Origin of the sequence: Virgibacillus salexigens, from assembly GCF_000723585.1 — a bacterium.
Lineage (GTDB): Bacteria > Bacillota > Bacilli > Bacillales > Amphibacillaceae > Virgibacillus > Virgibacillus salexigens.
The window spans coordinates 2,090,167-2,116,257 of sequence record NZ_CCDP010000001.1 but is presented as its reverse complement, the minus strand read 5'-3'; the positions used below and the strand labels follow the sequence as shown (position 1 = coordinate 2,116,257).

Below are 26,091 nucleotides of genomic sequence, written 5' to 3'. Positions count from 1 at the left end.
ATGTAATCGGTGTCTTCAGTTTAAAAAAACTTTATTTTAACACCAGACCTATCGTAACATTTTCCTTAAAAACCATCTAGACTTACACTATAATTTAATGGAACATGTGATGAATCTGCTCCACTGCTTGATTAGCATAGATCACTTTACCGTATTCCTTTAAACGATAAGAGGTGATTATACTTGGATATGCATATTCAGACATTACTGCGATAATATCCTCTCTGCTTTGTCCTTTTAAATCATCATCATTTAGTAACATATAATAGGTATCATCCATATGGTATACTTCACCACCATCTATTGATAGTGCTGTTAGGTAAGAGGCAACTTGAATAATATTCTCAAAATCTGTAAATGAAAACAACAATTCTTTACTTTCATCAAGCGTGACTTTCATTTCAATAAAATCATCTTCTGGGTCAAATTCTTCTATTTTTTGTGTAACAACAACGTGCATTCCTTGTGCTTGCATTAGATGAACTTGTACGAGTAATGCTCCTTCAAGTTCAAATCCCAATTCTGTACTCGCTTCATACATCATATCACTAAACAGGCTGCGGACACTTGACGCATCATACCATAAATCATCTTTATTAAACCCTCGTTCCATTAAGTCGTCAAAGGTTAAAAATATCGTAAATTGATTATTAGACACTCTTTCAATACGCATATAGTATCCTCCTTTTGAGTCGCATTAGAATATACAACTGAAGCAAAGCATCATTTTTGCAGTAATATTACACTTCATATTAAACATCACTTACTACACTATATGCTCAGGATGTTATTCTTGAACTTGGCAACCTTACTTTTATGTCTTTTTCTCTAAAGTAATGACATGACACTGAGATCTGGTACCTAAACGAAAAGGCAAAGTTGTAAAACCATACCCTTCACTTACTAATATAGATGTATTTTGCACATTTTTAAAGCTTCCTGACTCGTATGGCCCGAATCCAAGGAATCGAATTTGCCCCCCATGTGTGTGGCCTGATAATACAAGCTGAATGGCTGCTTTTTGTGTATCACATAATGTATAAAAACCCATTGGATCATGTGTCAGTAATATTCTAAAATCCCCAGTAATACCTTTGTTTGCCATCTCGAAATTAGGTTCTCCGTATTTCATACAATCTAGTGCAAGTAAAGTGATTTTTTTTTGATGGTTCATTAATTCTTCATTTGTATTTTTTAGTATCGTAATGTTCTCAGCCAACAGCAATTCGATTAAATCATTCGTATTTACTTCATAATCATTATTACCCCAGATAAAATAAATCGTAGGACATAGTTGTTTAAGTAAATGCAAATTCTTTCTTGTTCTGCTTAGTGGAACATATTTTTCTGTTAAATCTCCACCAATCACTATAATATCCACATGCTTCTTTATTTTATCAATCGTCTTCTTATTTATTCTACGTCGATGAATATCTGAGATGAAAAAGATGCGAAACATATGAAATTCTTCTGGTAAACAATTATGCTGTATGGAATGATAATGCGTAGTATCCAAATATGCTAAATAAATCATGGAACCTATTATAATCAGAATCAACAATGCGCTGCAAAAAATTATCAACCTACACTTACCCCTTTATCTACTTTACCTTTTTATATAAGTTCCTCTAATGGTAGAGCATTATTAATCATTTGTATTAAATCTTCACCAAACCAAAGATATGCACCTAACATAAGAATTAACAAAACTGTAAGAATCAAAAGGAATCGTTTAAATGGCACACTTATTTTAATATGTGTGGGTGCTTTTTTATTACTATGAATTTCCTTACGTGGGGGTAAATTAAGGATATCTACCTCTCGCGACCGATGTCCTTCGTTTGCTTTTTTTTCATCGGAGGCATTTTCTTTATCTGTATTCTTTTCAACTTCATTTAATAAACTTCTGAGTTCTTCTGCTTGATCTTCTAATTTTTTAGCCTGTTGACTCATTTTTACCAACCTCGCTTTTCAGACGAATAACTAATCCAAGTAAACAATCTACAATAAAGTGAGCGACAATCGTTACAACTAAATTTTCCGTTAAGTGAAATAAATATCCAATATAAAAACTTATTAACAATACTCCAATGAGCAATACGGGTTTTCTCAGGTATCTTAAATGAACAAGCGCAAAAATAAAACTAGCTATGAGATACCCGAATGACGTCTGAAGTACACCACGAAATAAAATCTCCTCTGCAAAAGCCACCATTAAGGATATAAGAGTAATGAACGTAACTGACTGATTACGAAAAAGTCGATCATTAATTCCACCATCATCATAGTAGGAAGGCGGTAAAAACCGAATCAGTAATAGATCAACACCAACTATGATAAGACCTGGTAAGACACCATAATAAAGGATATCTTGATTATCCCACGCAAATAATCGCAGCCAATCACGAAAGAAAGAATCAAATAAAATAAAGCTGCCTGCCAGACTAATAAAAATTAACACGAATTGCGAAATAATGAGTTGTGTTCTTATTTCATGATCTTCCATATGTTTTATTTGTTCACTCTGTTTCATCTTTAACTCCAACTAGTAGTTTTCCTTTTAACTTGTCTTGCCATGTTTCTGTCATTTCTTCCATTGGAACTATTTGTACTGGACTCCAATGATCCCAACTGAAACCACAATTAGTACAGCATTGATATTTAGGCGTTTTATAACCTGATTGAAATTCATGATAAAGATACTTTCTAAGACAATCTTTCTGATGTACCCAAGTTAAAAATTTATTTAGTTTTGCTTGTTTCATGGTAATTCTATGTTGACAATATTCATTAATTTGTTGCCTGGCACGAAGCCAAACATTATTTTTGAAAAAAATCGTGTTATCTTTTATTATCCCGTGGTGTTCAAGTTGATAACAAATAAAACGCCACTGTACTTCATTTATATGAAATCGATTCATCGCTTCGTCCTTGACTGGCAACGGCTGATCTGCCATGTACAGATTATATAAATGTTCAAATATAACCATTACATCATGTTTAGTTGGCAGATCCTTCTTAATAATATTCTTCGGTAAATGGATATCTTTTTTGGAATATAGTAAAAAACTAACACTTGCCTCACCGTCTCTGCCGGCTCTTCCAATTTCTTGAATATAGGATTCGACCTGAGTAGTTAAGTGATAATGAATGATGAGACGTATATTTTGCTTATTAATCCCCATACCGAAGGCGCTGGTACAACAAACAATATCCAATTGATTATTCATAAACTGTTGCTGAATAGTTATTCGATCATGTTGGTCCATGCCACCATGATAAACAGCAATGCGATAACCTAAATTTTGAATTAAGATCTGCGATACTTTTTCAGCAGCCTGTCTACTTGAAAAATAAATTAAACTTGGGACGCGGTATTTTTTACACAAAGCGATGATTTTCGCATTCTTTTCCTGATCATCGTTCACTTCCTTAATACAAAACGCAATATTATCCCGATCCATGTCATATACATGCTTTACCATTTTTTGATTACCTAAAGCTTGAATAATATCTTCTTGAACTTTTGGAGTAGCTGTAGCACTTAATGCTAATACAGCTGGATAATTACACACATGAATAATTTCGTGTAACTTTAAATAATCTGGTCTGAATTCATGGCCCCATTGTGATATACAATGGGCCTCATCAATCACAAATAAGCTAACTTTTACCTCACCGAGCTTTTGTTGTATCTGATCATGCTGTAATAATTCTGGAGAAACATAGACCAGCTTATAATGACTTAGGTTACGGAGCACATCGTTACGCTCCCTATAGTCCATAAAACTATTGATCGCTACCGCTTGCTTAAAATTCATCGCTTTTAATTGTTTAACCTGGTCAATCATTAGCGAAATAAGCGGTGAAACTACAATAGTTAAACCTTCTAATAATCGAGCTGGCAATTGATAACAGATCGACTTCCCTGATCCAGTTGGCAAGATTCCTAAAACATTCTTCCCTTCCATTATGTCTTGAATAATTTCTTTCTGACCTAATCGAAAAGAAGGATAGCCGAAAAACTTATCTAATTGGTTTTGTAATAAAGTATATTGTTCAGCTAATTGATCCATTGGATTCTACCTCATTTTGTAAGACTGCCAATACTAAGCGAATTTGAAAATACGATATACGGTTATCAACGAAGTCTTTAATCGTTTTTAGCCTATATGAGTTTGTCTGATAGAAAGCTTCGATAATTTCTTGTTGATCAGCTTTAGAGACATAGTTTTCTATGGAAAAGTCTGAATCGTAAAGTGCTATTTCAACAATATGGTCATAGATTGTATTGACTTTTAAATTTCTTTCATTCGCTATTTCCTGTATTGTATTGCCATTATGTAAGAATTGATGTGTTATTTGAGCCGTATTGGTTAAATAAACGGAAGAAGTTAAATCTTTTGCAATAAACCTTAATATCGGAAAAGGCTCTTCTTTCATAACTATATCCATAAGAAAGTGTAGAAAACCAGTGATGATTAAATGAACCGTTTTGGTAGATCGGTTATGTTGTTTAGCTAATTGATTTATACTTTTTCCATAAGATTTATATCCCGTCAAGCGATCCACAAACATTTCTGCTACTTCTACTGGAAATCGATGTAATACCTGAAGTAATTCTTCATAAAGCTTAGATAAGAATTGATTGGTAACTGGCTTTATTGCACTGTAATTGCGTTTTACCCAATTCTCAACATCTTTATTTTCAATGACTGGAATAAATTGAAAGTAGCCCATTTTACTATTTGTAAGTGTTTGTATTAACAATCGTAATCGATCAAAATAAGTATGGGAATTAGCTCCATATTGCGCCCCTTTAAATAGGTTTAAATAGAGTTGATCATTTTCTTTAACTAACCAGCGTTCTCCTTGCCTCGATATTCGATACAGTTGCTTTTCATCATCTACCTTTATAAGTAATTGCTCCGCTTCACATGCTTGAATAAGTTGATCATAATCAGACTTATCTATATTAGTATCAATTCCAAAAAAATTCTTTAATTGATAAATGTGCATATCCTGTACCGTTTGAATCGATCGTTTCCCTGTTATAATATAATAAACAGCCGAAACGGATCGTTCCGTTTCAATTTGCGAAACACAATATAAAATGATTCCTTTAAGTATCATAAAATCGACTCTCCTTGATATTCATGACCATCTTCTTCGTATCGGGCTGTTTTTATTGAAAGAATTCCATTTCAGCTTTACACTAAAAGAAGATATAAAGACTTTACCGATAAGGAGAAATAGGAATATGGCGTATTATACAAGAATAGACAAAGAAACATGTATTGCTTGTGGTGCGTGCGGAACTGCAGCTCCTGATATATACGATTATGACGATGAGTGTATAGCATTCGTAAAAACCGATAATAATCAAGGAATTACGGCAGTTAAAAACGAATATATAGACGATATGATAGAAGCCTACCAAGGATGTCCTACAGATTCAGTAAAAATTTCGGAGCATCCGTTTAAGGCTGCCTCTTGTAATAATCAAGCGTGATATATATATTTATATTCTACAATATCCATATCCATAGAAAAAGTGTTTTAGCAGAATCAAGTCTAAAACACTTTTTTATTCGCATTAGTTAACTTCTACCGGGTTCACGGCTTTAGGAACAGGGACAGGCTTGGTTAAGTCATATTCTCCTATCTGTTCGCTGGAAAAGTTGTTAAACTTTACTCTGTTGTATTCATAACTTTTGGCAGTCATTAATATAGATTCAATCAGTAATATCCCGTTCCTATTGGTAAGCTCTACATTATTTGTAAGTGTAAATTGCAGTAGGTCATTAGCAGTTGACACTTGATATTGAAGTTCTTTTGGTATCGTTTGTTTAATATACTTATTTTTACCCCTCGTTTGCAACTTTTGAATGGCAGCATCTATCGATTCAGATTCATTGTTCGATATTTCAATTAAATGACGTTGGTTGTTTCTCTCATATAACTTATAACTATACTTCACTGTATCCTCTATCGAAAGTGAGTTCACGTTCCCTAAAGCTCCTAGGTCCACTTGATCCTTATTTCCTTTACTGAAATAAGCCATATCGATGCCATAAGGTCGAAACATGTTGCCGACCATTCGTTCAAACATCCTTGGCACCGCAGACCCTTCCCCTAAAGCAAAATGATCAGGTAATTGCAAAGTGACACGCTTTGCATCTTCATCTATTTGATAAGTAATGCCATGAAACAAATATTGGTTTTGATTTATCTTAAGTCTATCTATATATTGATCCAAATGATTGTAAGCAGTATCCAGTTCCCTGTTTGCTGAAACAACAAAAGCAAAGGGAATCGTATGTTGTATTTGTTCATCTGCGATGGAAGCATAAAGAACACGATGATTAGATGGTAGTTCATGGAGAACATATGAATCATTTTCTTTTGCAGGATCAACTGCCATATGTTCCTCTTTCGTTTCTATGCGGTTAACATCTCTGGAAGCATCAGTCTCAACACTTGATCTGTCTTCTTGATTGGCGGTCCATTCACTTGTATTATCTTCACTCGTTTGAAAAGAATTAAACAAACCAGGAACAATAAGAATTAAAATAATAGCAGCTGTTATAAGAGCTGTCACCGGTAATAATCGTTTATTACGTTTGTTTTTCTCATTCTTTTCCATTTGTAATAAGAATTTTTGATAAACCTCTTTTTTTGATCGATGATCCGTAACTTCAGGAAGGTGCTTAAGCCTATTTTTTAAGTTTTGCTTCTTTTCGTCTTTATTCATCCACGATCCCTCCCTTGCTACGAAATTCTAATTGTTTCCTTAACTCTTTTAACCCTCTATGTTGTGTGGTTTTCACTTTACTCTCGGTAAAATTTAATATTTCTGCCGTTTCTTTAATGGAAAATGATTGTATGTATCGCAATATAATGACGCTTTTTTGGTCGAACGTGCAATGATCAAGACACTGGTAAATAGCTTGTATTTCTTCATTCTGAATAGCTAATTCTTCTGGTAAAAAAGCATGATCTTCCACAAGCTCTTCTTTCACTGACCAGTCAAAGAAGGATAAGATTCGTTTTTTTCGTCTGGTTTGTTTTCGAAAATAATCGATCGTTACATGACGAGCAATGGAAAACAGCCAGGTTTTAATACTGCTTTCTCCCTTAAAGCTTTTATGTGATTTTAAAACTTTAATGTAAACTTCTTGAACCAAATCCTCCGTTGTAGATTTATCCTTCACCATATAAAATATGAATTGATAAAGATCATGATGGTAGTTATCATATAACTGATCAAAAACGATCTTCATAAAGGTCCTCCGTTCACCTAAATAGTCGATGATTCCATAAAAAAGTTACATAGTGAATTATACTTCATACTATAAATTGACTAAATCAGTAGTGCAATACTTATTCAAATAGTGACCTGTAGTAATTTTAATTCTCTATTCAAATAAAATCAGCTTGTGAAACAAGGTAGTCTCACAAGCTGTCCATCATCTTATTTTACATCAATCCACGTCATCCTATATTTTTTAATTAAATAGTTTATGATTGGAAAAAAGAAACTCATAAATAAAACATTGCCGATTGCATGATTAGTATCAAAAGGGATTCCAGCAATATAATACGGCCAAAATGCACCACTGATTTGATAGGTAGTTAAAGAAATAATAAATCCATAAAAATAACCACTCAAGAATGATAATAACAGGATATAAAGAAATGGCAGCCGGGGAAAAAATTTACCGATCCATCCACTTATTATTCCAATGATTCCCCAAGATACAGTTTGCCATATTGTCCATATTCCCATGCCTAAAAGTATATTCGAGACAAAGGATATAATTAAAGCTAATAATACACCTGCTATTGGCCCTAGTGTCAAACCAGATATAATGATAATTGAAGTCACTGGCTGTACATTCGGTATAAAGACAAAGAAGTACCGACCAACAATTGCCAAAGCTGCTAACACTGCTAATAACGTTATTTTATATGTGTTCACTCAAATTATTCCCAAGCCTGGAAATCAAATACAACCTTATCATCTGGTTTTAATTTATATTCTGCAGCTCCAACGGTAGGCATGTCCCCATTTACAGTATAAACCCACCCTTTTTGTTCGCCTTCTTTCGCTGATAAACGTTCAATTGAGGTTATAAATGTACCATCTTGTTCTGTTTCAATATAGAAATTCTCTTCCATTACATCCATGAGAATGGCGCCCTCTTCAATAGGGATTTCTTTTTCATGTAAGTATTCCTCACCATTATCTTTTGAGATTGTTATCAAGACTTTTTCTTCATTTTGCTCGGTTTGGGTTTGCTGGTTCTCCGACGTTTGATTCGGTTCTGCAGGAGCACCTTGTTCCTCTGTTCCACAACCTGTTATGAAGACTAGAATAACCAGTATAGGAACAAACCGTTTTAGCCATGTTTTCATCCGGATCATCCTTTCTATTCCTAATCATCGTAACCATACCATAACCTGGATCAGGATTCCATATTTTTCGGAATACGGAAAGTAAAAGCAGTTCCCTTGTTTACTTTACTATTCACATTAATTGAACCATGATGGGAATCAACAATATTTTTGGCAATCGCTAACCCTAACCCAGTACCTTTTTTCTTCTTATCCTTTACCCTTGACTTATCTGCTTTGTAAAAACGTTCAAATACAAATGGAAGATCCTCTTCTGGAATTCCACTACCACTATCTTCAATCTCAACCTGAAATGCACGTTGATCATTTATTACTTTTACCCGGACAAACCCATGTTTACTTGTATGACGAATGGCATTATCAATAAGGTTTGTAAATACTTGTTCGATTCGGTCTGGGTCAAAAATTGCATAGGATTGGATAATTTGTTTGTCTAAGGAAAGAGAAATTTGGTTATCGTATGCTAAACCATTGAATTTCTTCATAATTCTTTCTACATATTTTTCTACATCTACCGATTCCATACTTAAATGGATGTGACCTGCTTCCATTCGAGCAAGGTCTAATAACTCATTGACAAGCCTTCCCATCCGTAATGATTCATCATGAATGATTTGTGCTAATTCATTTTTATCTTCTTTTGACTCTGCAATATCATCAACAATGGCTTCGCTATAGCCTTGTAGCATTGAAATCGGTGTACGTAATTCATGAGAAACATTTGCAATAAAGTCCTCTCGTAATTTGTCCATTCGCCTTTCTTCTGTCATATCGCGAATAACTGCTACCGCACCACGCACATAATTTTGATCATATAATGGGGTCATCAGCATGACCCAATTTCTACCTTGCAAGCTGATTTCATGAATGGCTTCCTTTTCTCCATTAATCACTTCTTGCAATACTTCTAGTAATTCTGACGGAAGTGTCCTTTCTTCGGTATCATTTTGTAAATTATTCTCATAATACCAGTCTTCGATAAATCGATCTGCTGGACTATTGGTAACAATCATGTCTCCCCTTCGATTTAACGTAATTACTCCATCAGCCATCGAGCTTACAATACTTGATAATTGCTCTTTTTCTTGTCGTAACGCATTTAAATGAAACTTAAGCTGCCTACCCATTCGGTTAAACGCTAAAGCTAATTCTCCAATTTCGTCATGCGTTAATATTGGGACTTTTGTATTGAATTCTCCCTTTGCAAGATCAAATGCAGCTTCTCGCATCTTTATAAGGGGAGAAGTAATTCGTGTCGATAAGAAAAATGCAAATATAGTTGTTAAAACAATCGCAATTCCTGCTGCTAAAAAGATAATTTTCGTTGTTTCTGCTTTTGTTTGATCAATAACGTCTAATGATTGATAAACATAGATAGCTCCATCCTCATTTTCAATTGGAATACCAACAATCATTGCTTCCATCTGATTTCCAGGGAGAAGCATCTGTTTCCGTATTTCTTGGTTATTTGTTAATACATCGGATAATCCCGCCTCATTCTCAATCCAACTAGATTTTAATTCGGGTAAACGATTATCCTTTCCATCGTCAGATACCCATAGATCGCCATCATTAAATACTACGGCAACCCTACTTGCTGGATCTTTAACTCGTTCCGTCATTTCTTTTACAATTTGCCGATCATCATGCGTATTAACAAGTAAAGAAACCTTGGTCGCAGTTTGCAACATATCTTCTTCTGCTTCTTGTATATGAAAATCTTCAAAAAACTGCAGCAATAATATTGTTAAAATAAATAATACAAAAGAAACTAGCAATAAGATGGTTATTGCTAGTTTCCCCACCACACTTCTCCAAAACATTATTGATCATCCACCTCGAATTTATAACCGACTCCCCATACGGTTACAATCATCTTGGCAGCTTCTTGGGAAACTTGATTTAATTTCTCGCGAAGACGCTTTACATGTGTATCAACTGTTCGCAAGTCCCCAAAAAATTCATATTGCCATACTTCTTTTAATAAGAGCTCTCGGTTAAATACTTTATCCGGCGATTTGGCAAGAAAACATAACAATTCATATTCTTTTGGGGTTAAACTTACCTCTTCGCCATCCGCTGTTACTCGATGTGCATCATTATCAATTGTTATATGTGGGAAAACCATAATATTTTTGGTTGTTGTGTCAGTTTCGTTAAATGTTGAGCTTGTCACTCTGCGTAGAAGGGCTTTCACCCGTAAAACAACTTCTCTTGGACTAAAGGGCTTCACAATATAATCATCTGCTCCGATCTCAAACCCTTGTACGCGGTTTGCTTCCTCTCCTTTAGCAGTTAACATAATAACAGGTGTATCTTTTTGTTTCCTAAGCTCCTGGCATACTTCAACCCCATCCATTCCCGGCATCATGATGTCTAACAAGATCACATCATAGTCATTATTTAACGCTAAATCCAGTGCAGCTGTACCGTTTTCTGCTTCTTCAACAATAAAATTATCCCGTTCCATATACATTCGAATTAATCTTCGTATTCTATCTTCATCATCTACTACTAATACTTTTGCTTCTGTTTCCATGTTTGAACCCCCAATCATACCTATTCACTTATGAGTATAAACTATCCGGTGTTAAAAGTATAAGAAAAAACAAGGCATCACTTTCGAACAATGATGCCTTGCCTTCAATATAGGTTAAGCATACGAGTGTAAACCTGCTAGCACAAGGTTGACAACAATTAAATTAAACATGATAATGGCGAAACCAACAACTGCCAGCCAAGCTGACTTTTCACCATGCCATCCTCTTGATAATCTTAAATGTAAGTACGCTGCATAGAAGAACCAAGTAATGAGAGCCCATACTTCTTTCGGATCCCATCCCCAAAATCTCCCCCATGCTTCCTCAGCCCAGATCGCAGCAAAGATAAGTCCACCTAACGTAAATACCGGAAACCCGATAGCTACTGCTCTATACCCTATCTCATCTAAAAGATCAGGCTTGGCATTTTTCACAAGCGGTTGAATTGCCGCACCAATCCGTTTTCTAAAGACAAGCCTTAATAATAGATAAAGACCTGTACCAAAAATAAATGACCAGATTAATGTGTTAAACTTCCTTCCTGCATCTGCACCATGCATCCAACCAGGTGTTTCAAACCAAGGCTCCATCACCCCATCTGTAAGTAACGTACCATCCGTTGGCCCAGCAATAGCAGGCATATGATATTCCGTTTCGACGGTAGTATTACCAGTAGTTGGGTATTCGAACGTTGCGTTATAATTCATCACATTAAATAGTGTTGAAGCTAGAATAAAACCGACGAACAGGATTAACGAATAAATCGTTATTTCCAGCCAAGTCGTTTGTTTTGTAGTTTTGGTTTGATCGACTTGTCTAATTAAATAAATTAAACCCGCCACAAAACTAATGGTTAAAATACCTTGTGCTAACGACACTGTAGTTACGTGAATATATAACCAATGACTTTGTAATGACGGTATGAGGGGTGATACCTCGGTAGGAAACATACTTGCATAGGCAATAATGATTAATGCCACAGGCAGCGCAAATAAACCTAGAACTGATAATTTGTAAATAAAGTAAATAATAATAAATCCTAGGACAATTGCCATACCGAAGAAGGTCATAAACTCAAACAAATTACTAACTGGAGCATGACCACTCCCCATCCACCTCGTTATAAAATAAGCGAATTGAGAGAGGAAACCGATAATCGTTAAAGTTATCCCAATCTTTCCTGCTTTTCCATCCGACTTACGTTTGTTGCCAATTGTAAAAGAAAAAAATACTGTCGCAATTAAATAGAGAAAGAAAGCGGTATAAAGTAATGTACCGCTTAATTCAATTAAGTTATTACTACTCATGAAACCCCTCCTAATTAGCTAACATGTGAAGCTATTCATCCAATTCCTGCTGGTCTTTTACCATATTTACATTTGTGCCGGAGATTGATTTTTCAATATCCTTTGTTACGCCATGCCAATTCTTATTAGTATGGGCAGCAAGTAAAATCCCGTTATCTTTCGGACGAATCCACACCCTGCGATGCTGCCAGTACATTCCTTGAATTACCCCAATCATAAAGATGATTGCACCTACTAGGAAGTATGGTAATGAATAGTCCTTTCTTATACTTAAACCACTCACGTCATGTGTTTCAAAATTTGTTATGCCCACTTTATAGTCATTTTCACCTGTTGCATCTATATTTTTACCAATACCTAGAAAGCTGATCTCAGGTTCACTACCATCAGGTGGATGTACCATCATAACAAATGCTGGGTTTCGCGGATAGTTGGTTTCTGATGCAGGTTCCCCATTATCATCTAAATAATAATCTGGATAATAATTCGTTACTTCTACTCGAAAGCCATTCTCCAATTCATATTCTGATTCTGGGGAAGTTAAATCTACCGTAAATGAACCCAATTCATCCTCATCAGGGTCATCGGTTTCATGGATTTTAAATGACATACTGGAGAATTCATTTAATTGATATCCAGATTGATAAACCGCATAACCATCAAATTTCGCAGGTTGATTCATTCGAATATTGGAATCAATAATCTTTTGTAATTCTGGCTCTGCTCCTGTTACTTCTGGTTCTTGAGCTTGGTAGATAGCAACATTAGTCTGGTAATTACTAGGAACTTCGCCACCCTCTTCGGCGATTGCTTCTTCAAACCGCTCATCGTTTGGATTATGGTTTTCTATAATAAAATCTTTATTTTCGATATAATACGCTTGGTCTGTTCCTGGTAAAACCACCTGTTCACCTTCACGAACCCAAACATACTCATCCATATAAAAAAGCGGAGTTGTTCGCAATAAAGCCGCTAATAAAATAATAATTAAACCAATGTGGTTAACATATGGTCCCCACCTGGAGAATCTACCTTTTTCAGCAAGAATATGGCCATCTTCTTCCGTCAACTTATATCGTTGATTCTTCAGACCTTGTTTAACACTTTCTAGATCTTCATTAGTAACCTCGTCTGTCTCACTAAACAATCGTTGCCTATTTAAAAATGTCTCATGCCTTTTGGCTTTTTGATTGCGTAGCGCCTTGAATAATGGTACAAATCGATCTAAACTACAGATCACTAATGATACACCTATCAGTGCGATTAAAATCATATACCACCAAGAACTATATAGATTATGAAAACCTAATTGATAAAAGATTAAGCCAAATATTCCATATCTTTCCTCATAGAAGATAGCTGGATCGCGAGAAGCCGCATCTGCTGGTATGTATTGTTCTTGCGGAAATATGGAGCCTATTGCAGAAGCGATTAATGCAAGAACGATTAACCATACTCCCACTTTTACGGAGGAGAAAAAACTCCAGATCTTGTCCACTATGGACTTATTATAAGTCTGAGATCGACGTGCTGTTCCATCGTAACGCATATTAAGTAATTTTTTCTTATCATTGCCATCGATATGTTGATTTTCTTCAATCGGTTTTCCGCATGCTTCACAAAGTACTGTACCCTCTGGGTTAACATGACCACATTCACATTTAATTCTTTTCATATAAATCCCTCTCCATAACCATTGTCCATTACTTTGGCTGTATTTCCTGAAGATATCCTTCTAACCGCTCCAAGGTTAAGGCACCATTGATTACTTCGACAATTTCACCTTCAGGATTTATAAATATTGTGCTAGGGATGGGGCCAACTTTATACAAGTCTTGCACTTGGCTATCCTTATCATGAGGTATTGGAAAAGTAAGATCATATTTTTCTATAAAACGGTTTACCACTAATTCTGTAGAATCCAAGCTAACTGCTACAATCTCTACTCCTTTCTCCTTGTATTCTGGATAAAGTTTCTGCATATATGGCATTTCCGACTCACACGGCTTACACCACGTCCCCCAAAAATTCAACATAACTCCTTTACCTTCTAACTCACTTAAGCGAATGGTCTCCGCTTCATTATTACTATTAATTTGTTTTAATTGAAAATCTGGTGCTTCGTCCCCTTCTTTATAGACAATTTTATCCTCCTTCAAATTAGAAACAACAGCAAAAACTACTGCCCCTACTAAAACGACAAGAATGATTGACCTGAAAATTAAGCGGTTTCGCTTTTTCGTTTTCTTTTTTTGCTTCATTTCTTCTAGACCCAAATGAATCAACTCCCAGAGTCATTATACCATTAAGATTTTCATGTAATTTTGACTATTCTTCAACAATTTTAGTTGCCATATTTCGCATCTGTTTCACTTCTTTTGGTGTTAATGGTCGATACTCCCCTGAATTCAACCCATCCAATGTTAGCATACCGTATTTTTCTCTTTTTAATTTCATGACTGGATACCCTAATCCATCCATCATTCTTCTTACATGACGGTTTTTTCCTTCTCGTAATGTCAGCTGCAAAATCGTATGATTCTTTTTCTTATCCGTAGACAATATACGGTAATTAACTGCCTTTAATAGGTCATTATCGGATCGAACCCCTTTTCTTAGTTGATTCAATTCACTCTTTTCCGGGGTACCTTTAATCTTTGCAACATATACTTTATCTACTTGATATCGTGGATGCATTAAAAGGTTTGCAAATTCACCATCATTCGTTAGTATCAGTATGCCAGATGTATCATAATCTAATCTTCCGATAGGAAAAACACGTTCCTCGATCTCACCGAGTAAATCAGTTACAACTTTTCTGCCTTTATCATCAGATAAACTGGAAATAACTCCTCTTGGTTTATAAAGCATAAAATAAACAGGGGTTTCTTTTTCTAAAGGAACACCGTCTACCTCAATTTGATCATCCGGGTTAACCTTCGTTCCCAATGTAGTGATTACCTTCTGATTAACTTTTACTTTTCCATCTTGAATTAGTTTTTCTGCTTTCCGTCGTGAAGTTATTCCACTTTGTGCTATTACTTTTTGTAAACGTTCTTGTGTGTTCATTATTATCACCATTACCTTTATATTTTCAACCATAATAATAGCGTTAACTCTCTGTTAACGCTAGTTTAAAGTCTTATCCAAATAATATGGATACAATTACGATTGAAGCTATTATACCAACTAAATCAGCTAATAGTCCAACTTTCAATGCATATCCCATTTTTCTAATTCCAATTGCTCCAAAATAAACCGTTAATATATACAGAGTGGTATCCGTACTCCCTTGCATTACAGAAGCTAATCTTCCAATAAATGAGTCAGGGCCATATGCATCAATTAGCTCCGTTGTCATCCCTAAAGCTGCTGTACCGGATATTGGTCGTACAATAGCCAGCGGAATAATATCAGGCGGTATTCCTATAAACGATAAAAATGGTGAAATAAGATTTATAAACGCATCTAATGCTCCAGAACTTCGTAAAATCGATATAGATACAATCATACCTACTAAAAAGGGAAGTAAAGAAAAGGCCATTTTGACTCCTTCCTTCCCCCCTTCAACAAACAATTCATAGGATGGTACTCGTTTAACGGTTGCAGTAATTAACACAACTAAAATGAAACAAGGTATTAACCAAATACTCATTGAAGTTATAAATCCCATAAGTTAAATCCTCCGCCTGCTATGATAATAGAAAAATCGATCAATTAGAATTGCACTAATGGAGGAAATGAGCGTCGCTAGTATCGTTGCACCGACAATTTCAGTAGGTGAGGCAGAATCATACTGCATCCGAATTGCAATAACCGTTGTGGGGATTAACGTTAGACTAGAAGTATTCAAAGCTAAAAATGTAATCATTGATCGTGATGCAGTATCTCCTCCACTTATTTGTTTCATTTGCTCCATCGCTTTAATCCCCATCGGTGTAGCAGCATTACCTAAGCCAAATATATTTGCAGTAATATTAGATAATATATATCCTATTGCTGGGTGGTCTTTTGGAATATCGGGAAAGAGACGGACTACAACGGGACGAAATAATTTCGCTAATAATTCTAAGATACCTGCCTTTTCAGCAATCTTCATGATTCCTAGCCAGAATACCAGTACACTAATTAATCCTATTGTCAGTGTTACCGCTTCATTTGCACTCTCGAATATAGCTTCGTTGACCTTGTCCATTGTTCCATTAATCATGGCATATATAATTCCAATAGCGGCCATTCCTGCCCAAATAATATTTACCATGTTGCACTCACGCCAGTAACTTCTTGTAATGCAGATAGGAACGATTCAATAATCGATTGATGATTTATATCCTGCCCATGATCTTCCTGCAAGATGTTTGTTTCAGCAATTTGCTTTCCATTTAAATAAAAAACGTTTTTTCCAATTATTTGCTCTTCCCTTTGCTTGGCATTTTCTAAAATATAGAGTTGGTTCGTAACTTGGGAGACTTCTTCATCACGTAATGGGTATGTTATCTCATGTTGTATATATCCAGATTTTGCTTCTGTGTCTTGCGAAAATCGATAGGAAATCGGTTCTTCCTCAGCAATTGTTTCCATATTATAATTGTCAAATCCCCACTCAAACATGGAAATATGATCTCTCCAATCGTCCGGAGCGTCTAATGTTACAGCGATTAGATTCACCCCGTCCTTCTGCGCAGAAGAAACCAACGTTCTTCCAGTTTTCTTCGTGTAACCTGTTTTACCACCTGTGCAATATTCATAAAATTGTGTAAGGAGTTTGTTTTTGTTTTTCCAACTATATGTTCTATTTTCAGATAAATAGGTTTGCGAACCGGTTATATCTTGAAATGTTTCGTTTTTCATGGCATAACTCATTAATATTGCCATATCATACGCTGTCGAGTAATGATTCTCTGAATCTAGTCCATGTGGATTATCAAAGTGTGTATTATCCATTCCAAGCCATTTTGCTTTTTGATTCATTAAATAAACGAACCCTTCTTCACTTCCACCAATATGTTCACTTATAGCAACTGCCGCATCATTTCCAGAGCGTAGCATCAATCCATAAACAAGATCTTTAATAGTCATTTTCTCACCCTGCTCTAGATAAATAGAAGAACCTTCCGTATAGATTGCTTTTCGACTAGCCTTCGCTTTTTCTTGCATTTTACCAGACTCTATCGCAATTATTGCCGTCATAATCTTTGTAATACTGGCAATCGATTCTTTATCATGAGCTTGTTTTTCAAATAATACTCGACCAGTTGATTGTTCTATCAAAACTGCATTACGCCCCGAAACCTGGGGATCAGCTTGTCCTATGGAAGGGAAAATCAATGAAAATATAAAAATAGCGATACAGACAATTGCAATACGCATGAGCAGGTTCCTCCTACATTGGTGTTGTCTGTATAGTTTATGCATGTACAAACAAGATATGAACAAAAAGTACGCTATCAATAGAGATAGATCGCAGACAAATTAATAAGACAGGCAGAATAACCTGCCTTATTAATATAATTCCCACTTTACTTTCATTGCTTTATTGAGTCGATTAGCTACATCTTTCCAATTTACGACATTCCACCAATTATCAACATATGCTTTTTTATCTGTTTTATATTGTAAATAATACGCATGTTCCCATACATCTAAAACGAGAAGAGGTATAATGTCAGCTATTTGGAATAATTGATGTTTTTCAAATGATTGTACGCCTAATTTTCCATTTCTAGGATTCCAAAATAGGATAGCCCAACCATCGCCTTCGACAGAGTTAGCTGTAGCAGTAAATAATGCTTTAAATCGATGCCATGATCCAAAGTCTGATTCTATCGTTTGTAATAATATACCAGAAGGTCGTTTTGCTGCATCAGGTGTCATATTAAACCAAAATATCGTATGCAATTGGTGACCAGAGCCATGAAATGCTTGTTCTCTTAACCAATATTTTATGAGATCCTTATTTAGCTTTTTTCCGTACAGTTCTTTTTCTGCTTTATTTAAACCATCTACATACCCTTGATGATGGACATCATGATGTAAACGCATAATTTCTTCACTGATGTAAGGTTCCAGCGCATTGTATGCATATGGTAATGGAGGCAGCTTATGCTGTCCATAATCAATACTATCCTCCTTAGAACCTTTATGTTGCGATTGATGGATCTGATATAAGATTCTTTCGCCTTCATTATGAACAGTAGTCAATTTTTCTGCTGATCGTAATTGCTGCATTTGTTTCAATTGATTCACATCATGCTGCCAATTATCCAGCTGACTTAACAGTTGTTCTTGATTTTCAATCTCTGATTTTTCGATTGTGGCTCGTGCTTGATTTCCCCATTGGATAAGATTATCTAGGTATTCATTAACCGAACGATCCATATCATCACCTCAAGGTAGCATATGCCTATATCGGGTTGATGTGAATCAAAAAAATGTAGTCCTATGCTTTCTTCATGCGCAAACGACACGAGAACCCGTTTAGAAAGGCTACATTCGTACAAAAGTATCTTGTTCCTATAGTAATCCAAACGATTTCACTCGACGCCGTTGGGATTAGTTGTTTTACATCCCCTAAAGGTTTATTTTCACACAAACAGAGCCTGTGGTTTAAAAAGACATAATTAAAAAAACTGGCGGTTTGCCAGCTTTACTTCGGTTCATTTTCATTTATATTTTCACTAAATCGTTCAAAAAACAAATCTGCCTCTGACTCCAGTTCTCCTTCAGTTTCTGGATTTTCAGGTAGAGGAGGCAAATCTTCGAGAGAAGTTAGTCCGAAGTATGTTAAAAATTCTTTTGTGGTAGCGAAAAGCATCGGTTTACCTACCGTATCTTTTCTACCAACTTCTTCGATTAATAATCGGGAAAGGAGCGTTTGAACAGGGCGATCACTCTTAACACCCCGAATATCTTCAATCTCTGTTCTCGTAATTGGTTGCTGATAAGCGATAATTGCTAATGTTTCAAGAGCAGCTTGAGACATTCGTGATGTTTGAGGTGTTTCTAATAATCTTTTATAATATTCGCTATGTTCTGGTTTTGTTGTCAAATGGAATACTTCATGTGCTTGCATTAGCATGATACCACGGTCTGTGCTTTCATAACCATATTTTAATTCTTCCATTAAATGTTCAATTGTTGCTTCCGTTACTTCCATTATTTTTGAAAGCTGTTTTATGGTAATCCCTTCATTTCCGGAAGCAAACAATAATCCTTCTACAATCGCTTTTAATTTTGATATTTCCACCCTTATTCCTCCATACGAAACACATATAATGCATCCAATTGTTTTTCTTGTTTACAATAAACTTGATTATTTTTCATTAATTCTAATAATGATATGAAGGTTACTACAATATGGGATCTAGTTTGCGTCGTAAATAAGTGATCAAATAATATTCCTTCATCTGACAGATTAACAACTTCAAGTACTTCTTTCATACGTTGTTCTATAGATACTTCCATACGCTTAATCTTCGTATCTAAAGGAGTATTCCATTTCTTACGTTCAAACATTTTTCCTAGAGCATTAATCATATCATATACAGATAAATCGCCTTGGACAACCGTTGTTGTCTCACTTAGGTAGTTATCAAAGTTTGCAGGTGGCCTTGTATACAGTTGATTAGCCTCTCTTTCTTTTTCCTGTAATTGTGCAGCAGCTTCTTTATATTTTCTATATTCAATTAATCGATACATTAATTCTTCACGAGGATCCTCCATATATTCTTCAACTTCGTCATCTATCTCCGGTTTTGGCAGTAGCATTTGGCTTTTAATTTCCACCAGCGTTGCCGCCATTACAAGATATTCGCTTGCTACATTTAACTCAAGCTGATGCATGGTGTGAATATAATTCATGTATTGTTCTGTGATTTGTGCTACAGGAATATCATAAATATCAATTTCGTATTGATTAATTAAATGGAGCAGTAAATCAAGCGGTCCTTCGAACGCATCTAATTTCACCTGATATGCTTGATTCAATTTATTTCGTCCCTTTCCTTCTAAAAATTAGTGCAATAATTATAAACGCCCATACACGATTGAATATCCCGTCATACGTTATTACTGTAAGATAAATGTTATTAAAGACATTTAGGCAAAGAAGAAAAAGGAGGTATTTCATCATGAGTGGTGGATATGGTTACGGCGGAGGTTTCGCGTTAATCGTAGTATTGTTCATTTTATTAATTATTGTCGGTGCTGCTTGGCTCTAAGTCATTGATTACATGGAGCAGCACGAAAATAAAAGCCGGCCCTTAAGAGGGCTGGCTTTTTATTCATCGTTTTCCTTCTCTTCCTTTGAATCACCATCGCATTTCATATAAAATTGCTGAATTTTATCACTTGCACAAACAGCATATTTGTTATGATAAAGCCTCTCAATTTCATTGACCATTTTTTTGCCAATTCCGAGATTACGATGAGAAGGATTTACGGAAACATGCTGAATAACAGCATTTATTTCATCTTCTATCTTTACCCCGACAGCACCAAGTATATCTTCTTCTTTCCACAAATATAGATGCCAATCTGGATTCGTTTCATATTCTTTTATCGTTTGTTGCAATTTCTTTACATCTTTTTCTTCTGGCATAAAAGATAATAAACCCATTGCGATTTTTTCTTGATTCTTCTTATAGCGAATTAACATAAATACCCCTCATTAACGTAATAACTTACGTATACATCGAAAGCTTGAATTCATTTGATGTTCGTTTAATCATTTAATGTATTATCAAATTAGCTACTTTTGGAGTTTGTAATTATATTTATGCATGTTTTATCTAGTTTGTCAAATTTAGCTTTTTTATAGATACAACATGGTTCAATTACCTTTTATTTGCTTTAATAATAAGTTAAAAACGACATATCCGTCTGTTCTTTTCCCTTGATAGCGAAATGGTATCAGATTAATAATAGATAACCAAGCATTAAATAGCAAAAATAACTGAATTAATGAGTTAGCATTCATTTGATAGAAAAACCAACAGATAATGACGACGACGCCACTCACAAATGGTCCAAATATGGAAATGAAGATTATTTCTAAACGAGTGTAGCAAGGTTGTCTCTCACTTGTTGCAACTCCTCCCAAAAAGAACAACGGATAAATTATCATGTGGACCTTACCCACTATAACGGTTTTTCCTTTTTTTCCAACCCCAATAGATATGTAGATTCGATCTGCTCCAATGAGCCATGCAGCAATAGCATGGCCAAATTCATGTATGAATATACTTACTGGAGCTACTAACAATAATAAATATACAAGCTTTACGAATTCCATATACGTCGTCATCCTTCAAGAAAACAAAGCATGCTTATGCAGGATAAATGTTTACTTCTTTCATAACATCCCCATTTTGCATGGATTTAGCAAATTCAATTCCTGAAGTAACCTGCCCGAATACGGTATGGACACCATTTAGATGAGGTTGAGATTCATGTACAATGAAAAATTGGCAACTTCCAGTATTTTTTCCGGCATGTGCCATTGATAGCGATCCCTCTTGATGTTTATGTGGATTTCCTTCTGTTTCACAATCGATGGTATAACCCGCTGAACCCGTTCCATTTCCAACTGGGCATCCACCTTGACTAACAAACCCAGGGATCACGCGATGAAACGTCAATCCATTATAAAAACCTTCATTTGCTAGCTTTTCGAAGTTGGCTACTGTATTCGGAGCTGCTTCTTCAAAAAGATCAAATTCAATTTTATTATCATTTTCCATTAAAATATACCCTTTTTTTGCCATGCTATTAATCACCTTTTTCTATTAGACTATCGTTTATTTTATCATTTAATTTCAACGAAGAAAAGAATTGTTACTATCGGTCGTTATTCATAACTCAAATCATTCCGCGTAATGTCCTGATATGTTTCCCGTTTTAATACTAACTTATCCTCACCATCTTCAATAAACACGATCGCAGGTTTTGCAATCCGATTATAGTGGTTAGCCATCGAATAACCATAGGCTCCTGTAGAAAAAACAGCTAATATATCATTCGAATGTACTTGCGGGAGCGGGAGATCCCAAATTAGCATGTCACCAGATTCACAACACTTGCCTGCTACTGAGACTTCACTATCTGGAGCTTGATTTGCTTTGTTTGCAAGGATTGCCTCGTATTTTGCCTGATATAATGCAGGCCTTAAATTATCGGTCATTCCTCCATCAACTGCTATATAATTCCTGATTCCTGGGATCTGCTTAATAGCCCCAACTGTATAAAGTGTAATACCCGCATTCCCCGCAATAGCTCGGCCAGGTTCTAACCATATTTCTGGCATTGGAATAGCTAATGCTTCCACCTGTTTCTTTACCTCATTTACGAGTTCCTTAACGTAAACTGCATATGGTATTGGTGCGTCCTGTGAAGTATAGCGAATTCCATATCCGCCCCCTAAATTCAATACTTCTGGAATAAATTGATACGTATCTTTCCATTTTTTAAGCTCTTGAAATAATACTTCTGTAGCAATTAAAAAACGATCTGTTTCAAAGATTTGGGAACCAATATGACAATGTAACCCTTTGAACTGTATGTGAGAATGTTGAAATAATTGTTGAAATGCTTGCTCTGCCTGTCCGTTTGTTAGATTAAAGCCAAACTTAGAATCTTCATTCCCAGTCATAATATATTGATGTGTTTTAGACTCAATTCCTGGAGTAACACGCATGAGTACATCCATCTGCTTGTCTTGTTCTTGTAATAATTCAGCGACAAGCTCTATTTCTCTAAAATTATCTACCACAATACAGCCAATATTATGATCAATTGCCATCCGTAATTCATTCATACTTTTATTATTTCCATGTAAGTGTATGTTTTCAGTTGGAAAATCCGCCTGTAACGCGGTAAATAACTCACCTTCAGAGACAACATCCAAGCACATACCTTCTTGTTTCATCACTTGTAACATAGCTACCGTTGAAAAAGCTTTGCTGGCATAGGCTACTTTAGCAGGTACATTCAATTCTTTAAACGTCTCAATAAACGCGCGACAATTCTCTCTTATAATATGTACATCATAAACATAAAGTGGGGTACCGTATTTATTTACAAGATCTATACTATCCACCCCACCAATTTCCAAATGTCCATGCTGATTAACTTGAAATGGGTGGTTATCAATTATCATGGTATATGTCCTCCAAGCAATTCTTTCGCAATTATATTTTAAAACTTTATCATATTGCTGTACAAAAGAAAAGAGCTAACCTTAGTAGTAGCTCTTAGTTATTATTTTTTTCAGGCTGTCGGTAATTATTCTTGGGATGCACTATACTCGGACGACTATTCGTGAATGGCATCGGAATCCTTACCAACGTATGCAGCATCGCTCTAGGATTAAATGGTATAAATGGCCATAGGTAAGGAGTTCTTAATGACTTTAAGCTTGCTAAACCCAAGAGGTGTACTAAGAACATGCCGATAAATCCGTAAAGCCCATATAACCCAGTAATAATAACAAATAAAATATTAACTATCTTATTCGAAACACTCAACTCATAACTTGGAGTAACATATGTACCCACTGCACTAATGGACACATATAAGATTACTTCTGGACTAAACATACCAACATCGATTGCAATTTGACCAATAAGCACAGCTGCGATAAGCCCCATCGAAGTTGATAAGGGTGTCGGTGTATGAATAGCAGCCATCCTTAAAAACTCAATTCCGACAATTGCCATTATGATTTGGATCGGAATCGAAATATTACCGTCTTCATTTGGTCCAATAAACGCTAATTCTTTTGGCAATAAATTTGGTTCCATTACAAACAATAACCATAATGGAAGCAAGTACATCGAAGCGAAAACAGCTAGAAATCGAATCCAACGTATAAAAGTACCAATTGCTGGTGTTTGCCGATATTCCTCTGCATGCTGTAAATGGTGAAATAAAGTAGTCGGTAAAATAATCACACTTGGGGACGTATCTACTGTTATTAATACATGCCCTTCTAATAAATGGTTGGCTGCAACATCGGGCCTTTCAGTATATCGTACTAGTGGAAACGGAATCCATTTGCGATTAATAATAAATTCATCAATTGTTTTATCAGCCATCGAGAGGCCATCAATTTCAATTTGTTCAACCCTGTCTTTAATAAGATTGATTAAACCTTCATCTGCCACATCATCAATGTAGCTGAGACATACGTCTGTCTTTGATCGCTCACCAACCTTTAGCATTTCATTTCGTAAACGTGGATCACGAATCCTTCTTCTAGTTAGTGCTGTATTTTCAATGATATTTTCTGTATACCCATCACGGGAACCTCGAACAACACGTTCAGTATCAGGTTCTTCAGGCGTCCTGCCTGGATAATTCCTAACGTCGATGATAAATGCATACTTCTCTCCATCAACAAAAAGAACAATGAGACCTGACAGCATTTGATCAATTGATTCATCCATTGTTTTTACTTTTTCCACCTGCTGATGAAGCAGCCGATTTTCAATGATCTCTGGAAGTTTTTTGCTGTTTGACTCGTGGTCATTCAAATTAACCAGTTCTTTAAGTAAATCCTGAATAATAATGGAATCACATAACCCGGTCACATAATATACTTGAACTTTACGCTTTAACAACACAACTTCACGAAATCCCAAATCAAATGAGACTCCAATGCCCAATCGTTTCTCCATATATTTTTCTGTTTCTTTAATATTAGGAGAGACATGGATTTTTTGGTCATGTTCTTTCTTTTTCATATGTATCCCTCCACTCTCATTGTTTAACAAAGTATATCCATTGAAATAATGAACCAGCTATTTTACCAAAGACAATCGCCATCAACAGCCAAAGCATATGTTTGTCCACTCCTATTCGCTTGTAAAGAATCGGAAAAACATTTAATACTTCTGTTAGTGCCGCTGCAAGCATGCCATTAAATATTCCCTGTAATAATCCCCAAATGGCGAGAAAAATCACCGAATAATTCCATGTTGAATTGGTAAACGATAAATACGTCCCAAAGATACTCGCGAACAGAATGCAAGCAGTATATATATTTAAAAACATCTCTGTTTTGCTTAATTGGATTAGCCTGGGAACAATCCCTAGCACCGTGATAAAAGCAACGTAACCAGCCCCTACAGCAATACCTGCAGAAAAACCAATGATAACCTCAATGAAGTTACTTAGAAGTATTGGCATCGTTTAATTTATTCTCGTATTGAATGACATAATTATCTAGGTCTTGCTGATAATTATAAATCTCAACTTCTAAGGGGCTTGGTTCTTCGTTAAATCGTTTATTAAACCAATGATTAAAAAACAATAACATACCGACACCTAGTCCAAATGAATACGGTATTTGAATCCAAAGTGGAAACTCTTTTACTTCACCTGTTAATAAATAATGAATCTTTTGCTGTACTTCTTGCATACTTACATCATAATGAAAGTTCATAATTGTCATAGCAGTACCAACAAATAATAAAATCCATACGCCAATCGATAATAATAAAGAAGGGGATTTCTTTTTTGGTTGTACCCGAATAATCGTCTGCGTCGGGCCGATTAATTGAAATTCTAAATCAGCATAATCCTTTATTAAGTGATCGATAATCAAAAAGCTATCGATAATGATAATATTTTTATCTTTTTTGGTTACATGATAAATCGGCGTGTTTTCTAATCTCCTTTTGACATTTCCGTTAGTTGAAATAAAAGCAATATCCTTTAATTTGATTTCTTGGTATCCAGATAGCTCTATATTCTTTTTCATACGTAAATAAACTTGTTCAGCCATAATGATTCTCCTCAAACAATTTATGTATCAAATAGTATTTGCC

The 26,091-nt window shown here is 35.4% G+C and carries 31 protein-coding genes; 2 read left to right on the top strand and 29 right to left on the bottom strand.

Going from position 1 to position 26,091, the window contains the following annotated elements:
- Positions 1-94: 94 nt before the first annotated feature.
- The 6 genes from BN990_RS09970 to BN990_RS09945 form a co-directional block, all read right to left on the bottom strand.
- Positions 95-673, bottom strand: coding sequence for a genetic competence negative regulator (locus BN990_RS09970; protein ID WP_021291238.1), 579 nt, complete (start codon positions 671-673; stop codon positions 95-97).
- 141 nt (positions 674-814) lie between these two features.
- Positions 815-1,534: a metallophosphoesterase gene (locus BN990_RS09965; RefSeq protein WP_074436676.1), complete on the bottom strand. Its 720-nt coding sequence runs from the start codon at positions 1,532-1,534 to the stop codon at positions 815-817.
- Positions 1,535-1,614: 80 nt separating this feature from the next.
- Complete coding sequence (locus BN990_RS09960; RefSeq protein WP_021291236.1) at positions 1,615-1,953, bottom strand: hypothetical protein; 339 nt, start codon at positions 1,951-1,953, stop codon at positions 1,615-1,617.
- Positions 1,937-2,533, bottom strand: a complete 597-nt coding sequence (locus BN990_RS09955) for a CPBP family intramembrane glutamic endopeptidase (RefSeq protein ID WP_021291235.1) — start codon at positions 2,531-2,533, stop codon at positions 1,937-1,939. The genes BN990_RS09960 and BN990_RS09955 overlap by 17 nt, the downstream gene beginning before the upstream one ends.
- Positions 2,520-4,076 (bottom strand): RecQ family ATP-dependent DNA helicase, encoded by a 1,557-nt coding sequence (locus BN990_RS09950; protein ID WP_038243891.1) that lies wholly within the window; start codon positions 4,074-4,076, stop codon positions 2,520-2,522. The genes BN990_RS09955 and BN990_RS09950 overlap by 14 nt, the downstream gene beginning before the upstream one ends.
- The gene (locus tag BN990_RS09945) at positions 4,060-5,133 is read right to left on the bottom strand and encodes a YpbB family protein (RefSeq protein WP_021291233.1); all 1,074 of its coding nucleotides are present in this window, start codon (positions 5,131-5,133) and stop codon (positions 4,060-4,062) included. The genes BN990_RS09950 and BN990_RS09945 overlap by 17 nt, the downstream gene beginning before the upstream one ends.
- Positions 5,134-5,260: 127 nt before the next feature.
- On the opposite strand from BN990_RS09945, the gene BN990_RS09940 reads away from it, so the two are divergent.
- Positions 5,261-5,512, top strand: coding sequence for a ferredoxin (locus BN990_RS09940; RefSeq protein WP_021291232.1), 252 nt, complete (start codon positions 5,261-5,263; stop codon positions 5,510-5,512).
- A gap of 84 nt (positions 5,513-5,596) precedes the next feature.
- Here BN990_RS09940 and BN990_RS09935 read toward each other — a convergent pair whose 3' ends face one another.
- The 16 genes from BN990_RS09935 to BN990_RS09860 form a co-directional block, all read right to left on the bottom strand.
- Positions 5,597-6,754: a hypothetical protein gene (locus BN990_RS09935; protein WP_021291231.1), complete on the bottom strand. Its 1,158-nt coding sequence runs from the start codon at positions 6,752-6,754 to the stop codon at positions 5,597-5,599.
- Complete coding sequence (gene sigX, locus BN990_RS09930) at positions 6,747-7,283, bottom strand: RNA polymerase sigma factor SigX (RefSeq protein WP_021291230.1); 537 nt, start codon at positions 7,281-7,283, stop codon at positions 6,747-6,749. Before sigX ends, BN990_RS09935 begins: the two co-directional genes overlap by 8 nt.
- A 191-nt stretch (positions 7,284-7,474) precedes the next feature.
- Positions 7,475-7,981 (bottom strand): ECF transporter S component, encoded by a 507-nt coding sequence (locus BN990_RS09925; RefSeq protein WP_021291229.1) that lies wholly within the window; start codon positions 7,979-7,981, stop codon positions 7,475-7,477.
- A 5-nt stretch (positions 7,982-7,986) separates the two neighbouring features.
- Positions 7,987-8,418, bottom strand: a complete 432-nt coding sequence (locus BN990_RS09920; RefSeq protein WP_021291228.1) for a DUF4430 domain-containing protein — start codon at positions 8,416-8,418, stop codon at positions 7,987-7,989.
- Positions 8,419-8,468: 50 nt separating this feature from the next.
- Positions 8,469-10,241, bottom strand: coding sequence for an ATP-binding protein (locus BN990_RS09915; protein WP_021291227.1), 1,773 nt, complete (start codon positions 10,239-10,241; stop codon positions 8,469-8,471).
- Entirely contained in the window at positions 10,241-10,957 is a 717-nt protein-coding gene (locus BN990_RS09910) for a response regulator transcription factor (protein ID WP_021291226.1), read from the bottom strand. The genes BN990_RS09915 and BN990_RS09910 overlap by 1 nt, the downstream gene beginning before the upstream one ends.
- Positions 10,958-11,071: 114 nt before the next feature.
- On the bottom strand, positions 11,072-12,265 hold the full coding sequence (ccsB, locus tag BN990_RS09905) for a c-type cytochrome biogenesis protein CcsB (protein WP_021291225.1): 1,194 nt from the start codon (positions 12,263-12,265) through the stop codon (positions 11,072-11,074).
- Positions 12,266-12,296: 31 nt separating this feature from the next.
- The gene (gene resB, locus BN990_RS09900) at positions 12,297-13,940 is read right to left on the bottom strand and encodes a cytochrome c biogenesis protein ResB (protein WP_038243883.1); all 1,644 of its coding nucleotides are present in this window, start codon (positions 13,938-13,940) and stop codon (positions 12,297-12,299) included.
- A gap of 28 nt (positions 13,941-13,968) precedes the next feature.
- Positions 13,969-14,526 carry a thiol-disulfide oxidoreductase ResA gene (resA, locus tag BN990_RS09895; protein WP_038245145.1) on the bottom strand — a complete coding sequence of 186 codons (558 nt, stop codon included), beginning with the start codon at positions 14,524-14,526 and terminating at the stop codon, positions 13,969-13,971.
- Positions 14,527-14,593: 67 nt separating this feature from the next.
- Positions 14,594-15,334 (bottom strand): pseudouridine synthase, encoded by a 741-nt coding sequence (locus BN990_RS09890; RefSeq protein ID WP_232620888.1) that lies wholly within the window; start codon positions 15,332-15,334, stop codon positions 14,594-14,596.
- 73 nt (positions 15,335-15,407) lie between these two features.
- Positions 15,408-15,938, bottom strand: a complete 531-nt coding sequence (locus tag BN990_RS09885) for a spore maturation protein (RefSeq protein WP_021291221.1) — start codon at positions 15,936-15,938, stop codon at positions 15,408-15,410.
- Positions 15,939-15,941: 3 nt separating this feature from the next.
- Positions 15,942-16,526 (bottom strand): nucleoside recognition domain-containing protein, encoded by a 585-nt coding sequence (locus BN990_RS09880; protein WP_021291220.1) that lies wholly within the window; start codon positions 16,524-16,526, stop codon positions 15,942-15,944.
- On the bottom strand, positions 16,520-17,635 hold the full coding sequence (locus BN990_RS09875) for a D-alanyl-D-alanine carboxypeptidase family protein (protein ID WP_038243880.1): 1,116 nt from the start codon (positions 17,633-17,635) through the stop codon (positions 16,520-16,522). The genes BN990_RS09880 and BN990_RS09875 overlap by 7 nt, the downstream gene beginning before the upstream one ends.
- A 132-nt stretch (positions 17,636-17,767) precedes the next feature.
- Complete coding sequence (locus BN990_RS09870; protein ID WP_021291218.1) at positions 17,768-18,643, bottom strand: superoxide dismutase; 876 nt, start codon at positions 18,641-18,643, stop codon at positions 17,768-17,770.
- Between the two features lie 268 nt (positions 18,644-18,911).
- Complete coding sequence (scpB, locus tag BN990_RS09865; RefSeq protein WP_021291217.1) at positions 18,912-19,511, bottom strand: SMC-Scp complex subunit ScpB; 600 nt, start codon at positions 19,509-19,511, stop codon at positions 18,912-18,914.
- Between the two features lie 2 nt (positions 19,512-19,513).
- A complete protein-coding gene (locus BN990_RS09860; RefSeq protein ID WP_021291216.1) occupies positions 19,514-20,251 on the bottom strand; it encodes a segregation/condensation protein A in 738 nt (245 codons plus the stop codon).
- Positions 20,252-20,394: 143 nt separating this feature from the next.
- Between BN990_RS09860 and BN990_RS21890 the strand changes: the two genes are divergently transcribed.
- A complete protein-coding gene (locus BN990_RS21890) occupies positions 20,395-20,484 on the top strand; it encodes a YjcZ family sporulation protein (protein WP_021291215.1) in 90 nt (29 codons plus the stop codon).
- Between the two features lie 59 nt (positions 20,485-20,543).
- Here BN990_RS21890 and BN990_RS09855 read toward each other — a convergent pair whose 3' ends face one another.
- From BN990_RS09855 to BN990_RS09825, 7 genes are all read right to left on the bottom strand, one after another.
- Entirely contained in the window at positions 20,544-20,921 is a 378-nt protein-coding gene (locus BN990_RS09855; protein ID WP_021291214.1) for a GNAT family N-acetyltransferase, read from the bottom strand.
- Positions 20,922-21,095: 174 nt separating this feature from the next.
- Positions 21,096-21,557, bottom strand: coding sequence for a zinc metalloprotease (locus BN990_RS09850; RefSeq protein ID WP_021291213.1), 462 nt, complete (start codon positions 21,555-21,557; stop codon positions 21,096-21,098).
- 34 nt (positions 21,558-21,591) lie between these two features.
- Positions 21,592-22,029, bottom strand: coding sequence for a peptidylprolyl isomerase (locus BN990_RS09845; RefSeq protein WP_021291212.1), 438 nt, complete (start codon positions 22,027-22,029; stop codon positions 21,592-21,594).
- Positions 22,030-22,112: 83 nt separating this feature from the next.
- Positions 22,113-23,420: a diaminopimelate decarboxylase gene (lysA, locus tag BN990_RS09840; protein WP_021291211.1), complete on the bottom strand. Its 1,308-nt coding sequence runs from the start codon at positions 23,418-23,420 to the stop codon at positions 22,113-22,115.
- A gap of 94 nt (positions 23,421-23,514) precedes the next feature.
- Positions 23,515-25,005 carry a spore germination protein gene (locus tag BN990_RS09835; RefSeq protein ID WP_038243866.1) on the bottom strand — a complete coding sequence of 497 codons (1,491 nt, stop codon included), beginning with the start codon at positions 25,003-25,005 and terminating at the stop codon, positions 23,515-23,517.
- 16 nt (positions 25,006-25,021) lie between these two features.
- On the bottom strand, positions 25,022-25,450 hold the full coding sequence (locus BN990_RS09830) for a stage V sporulation protein AB (RefSeq protein WP_021291209.1): 429 nt from the start codon (positions 25,448-25,450) through the stop codon (positions 25,022-25,024).
- Positions 25,431-26,048 carry a stage V sporulation protein AA gene (locus tag BN990_RS09825; protein ID WP_021291208.1) on the bottom strand — a complete coding sequence of 206 codons (618 nt, stop codon included), beginning with the start codon at positions 26,046-26,048 and terminating at the stop codon, positions 25,431-25,433. Before BN990_RS09825 ends, BN990_RS09830 begins: the two co-directional genes overlap by 20 nt.
- Positions 26,049-26,091: the final 43 nt, after the last annotated feature.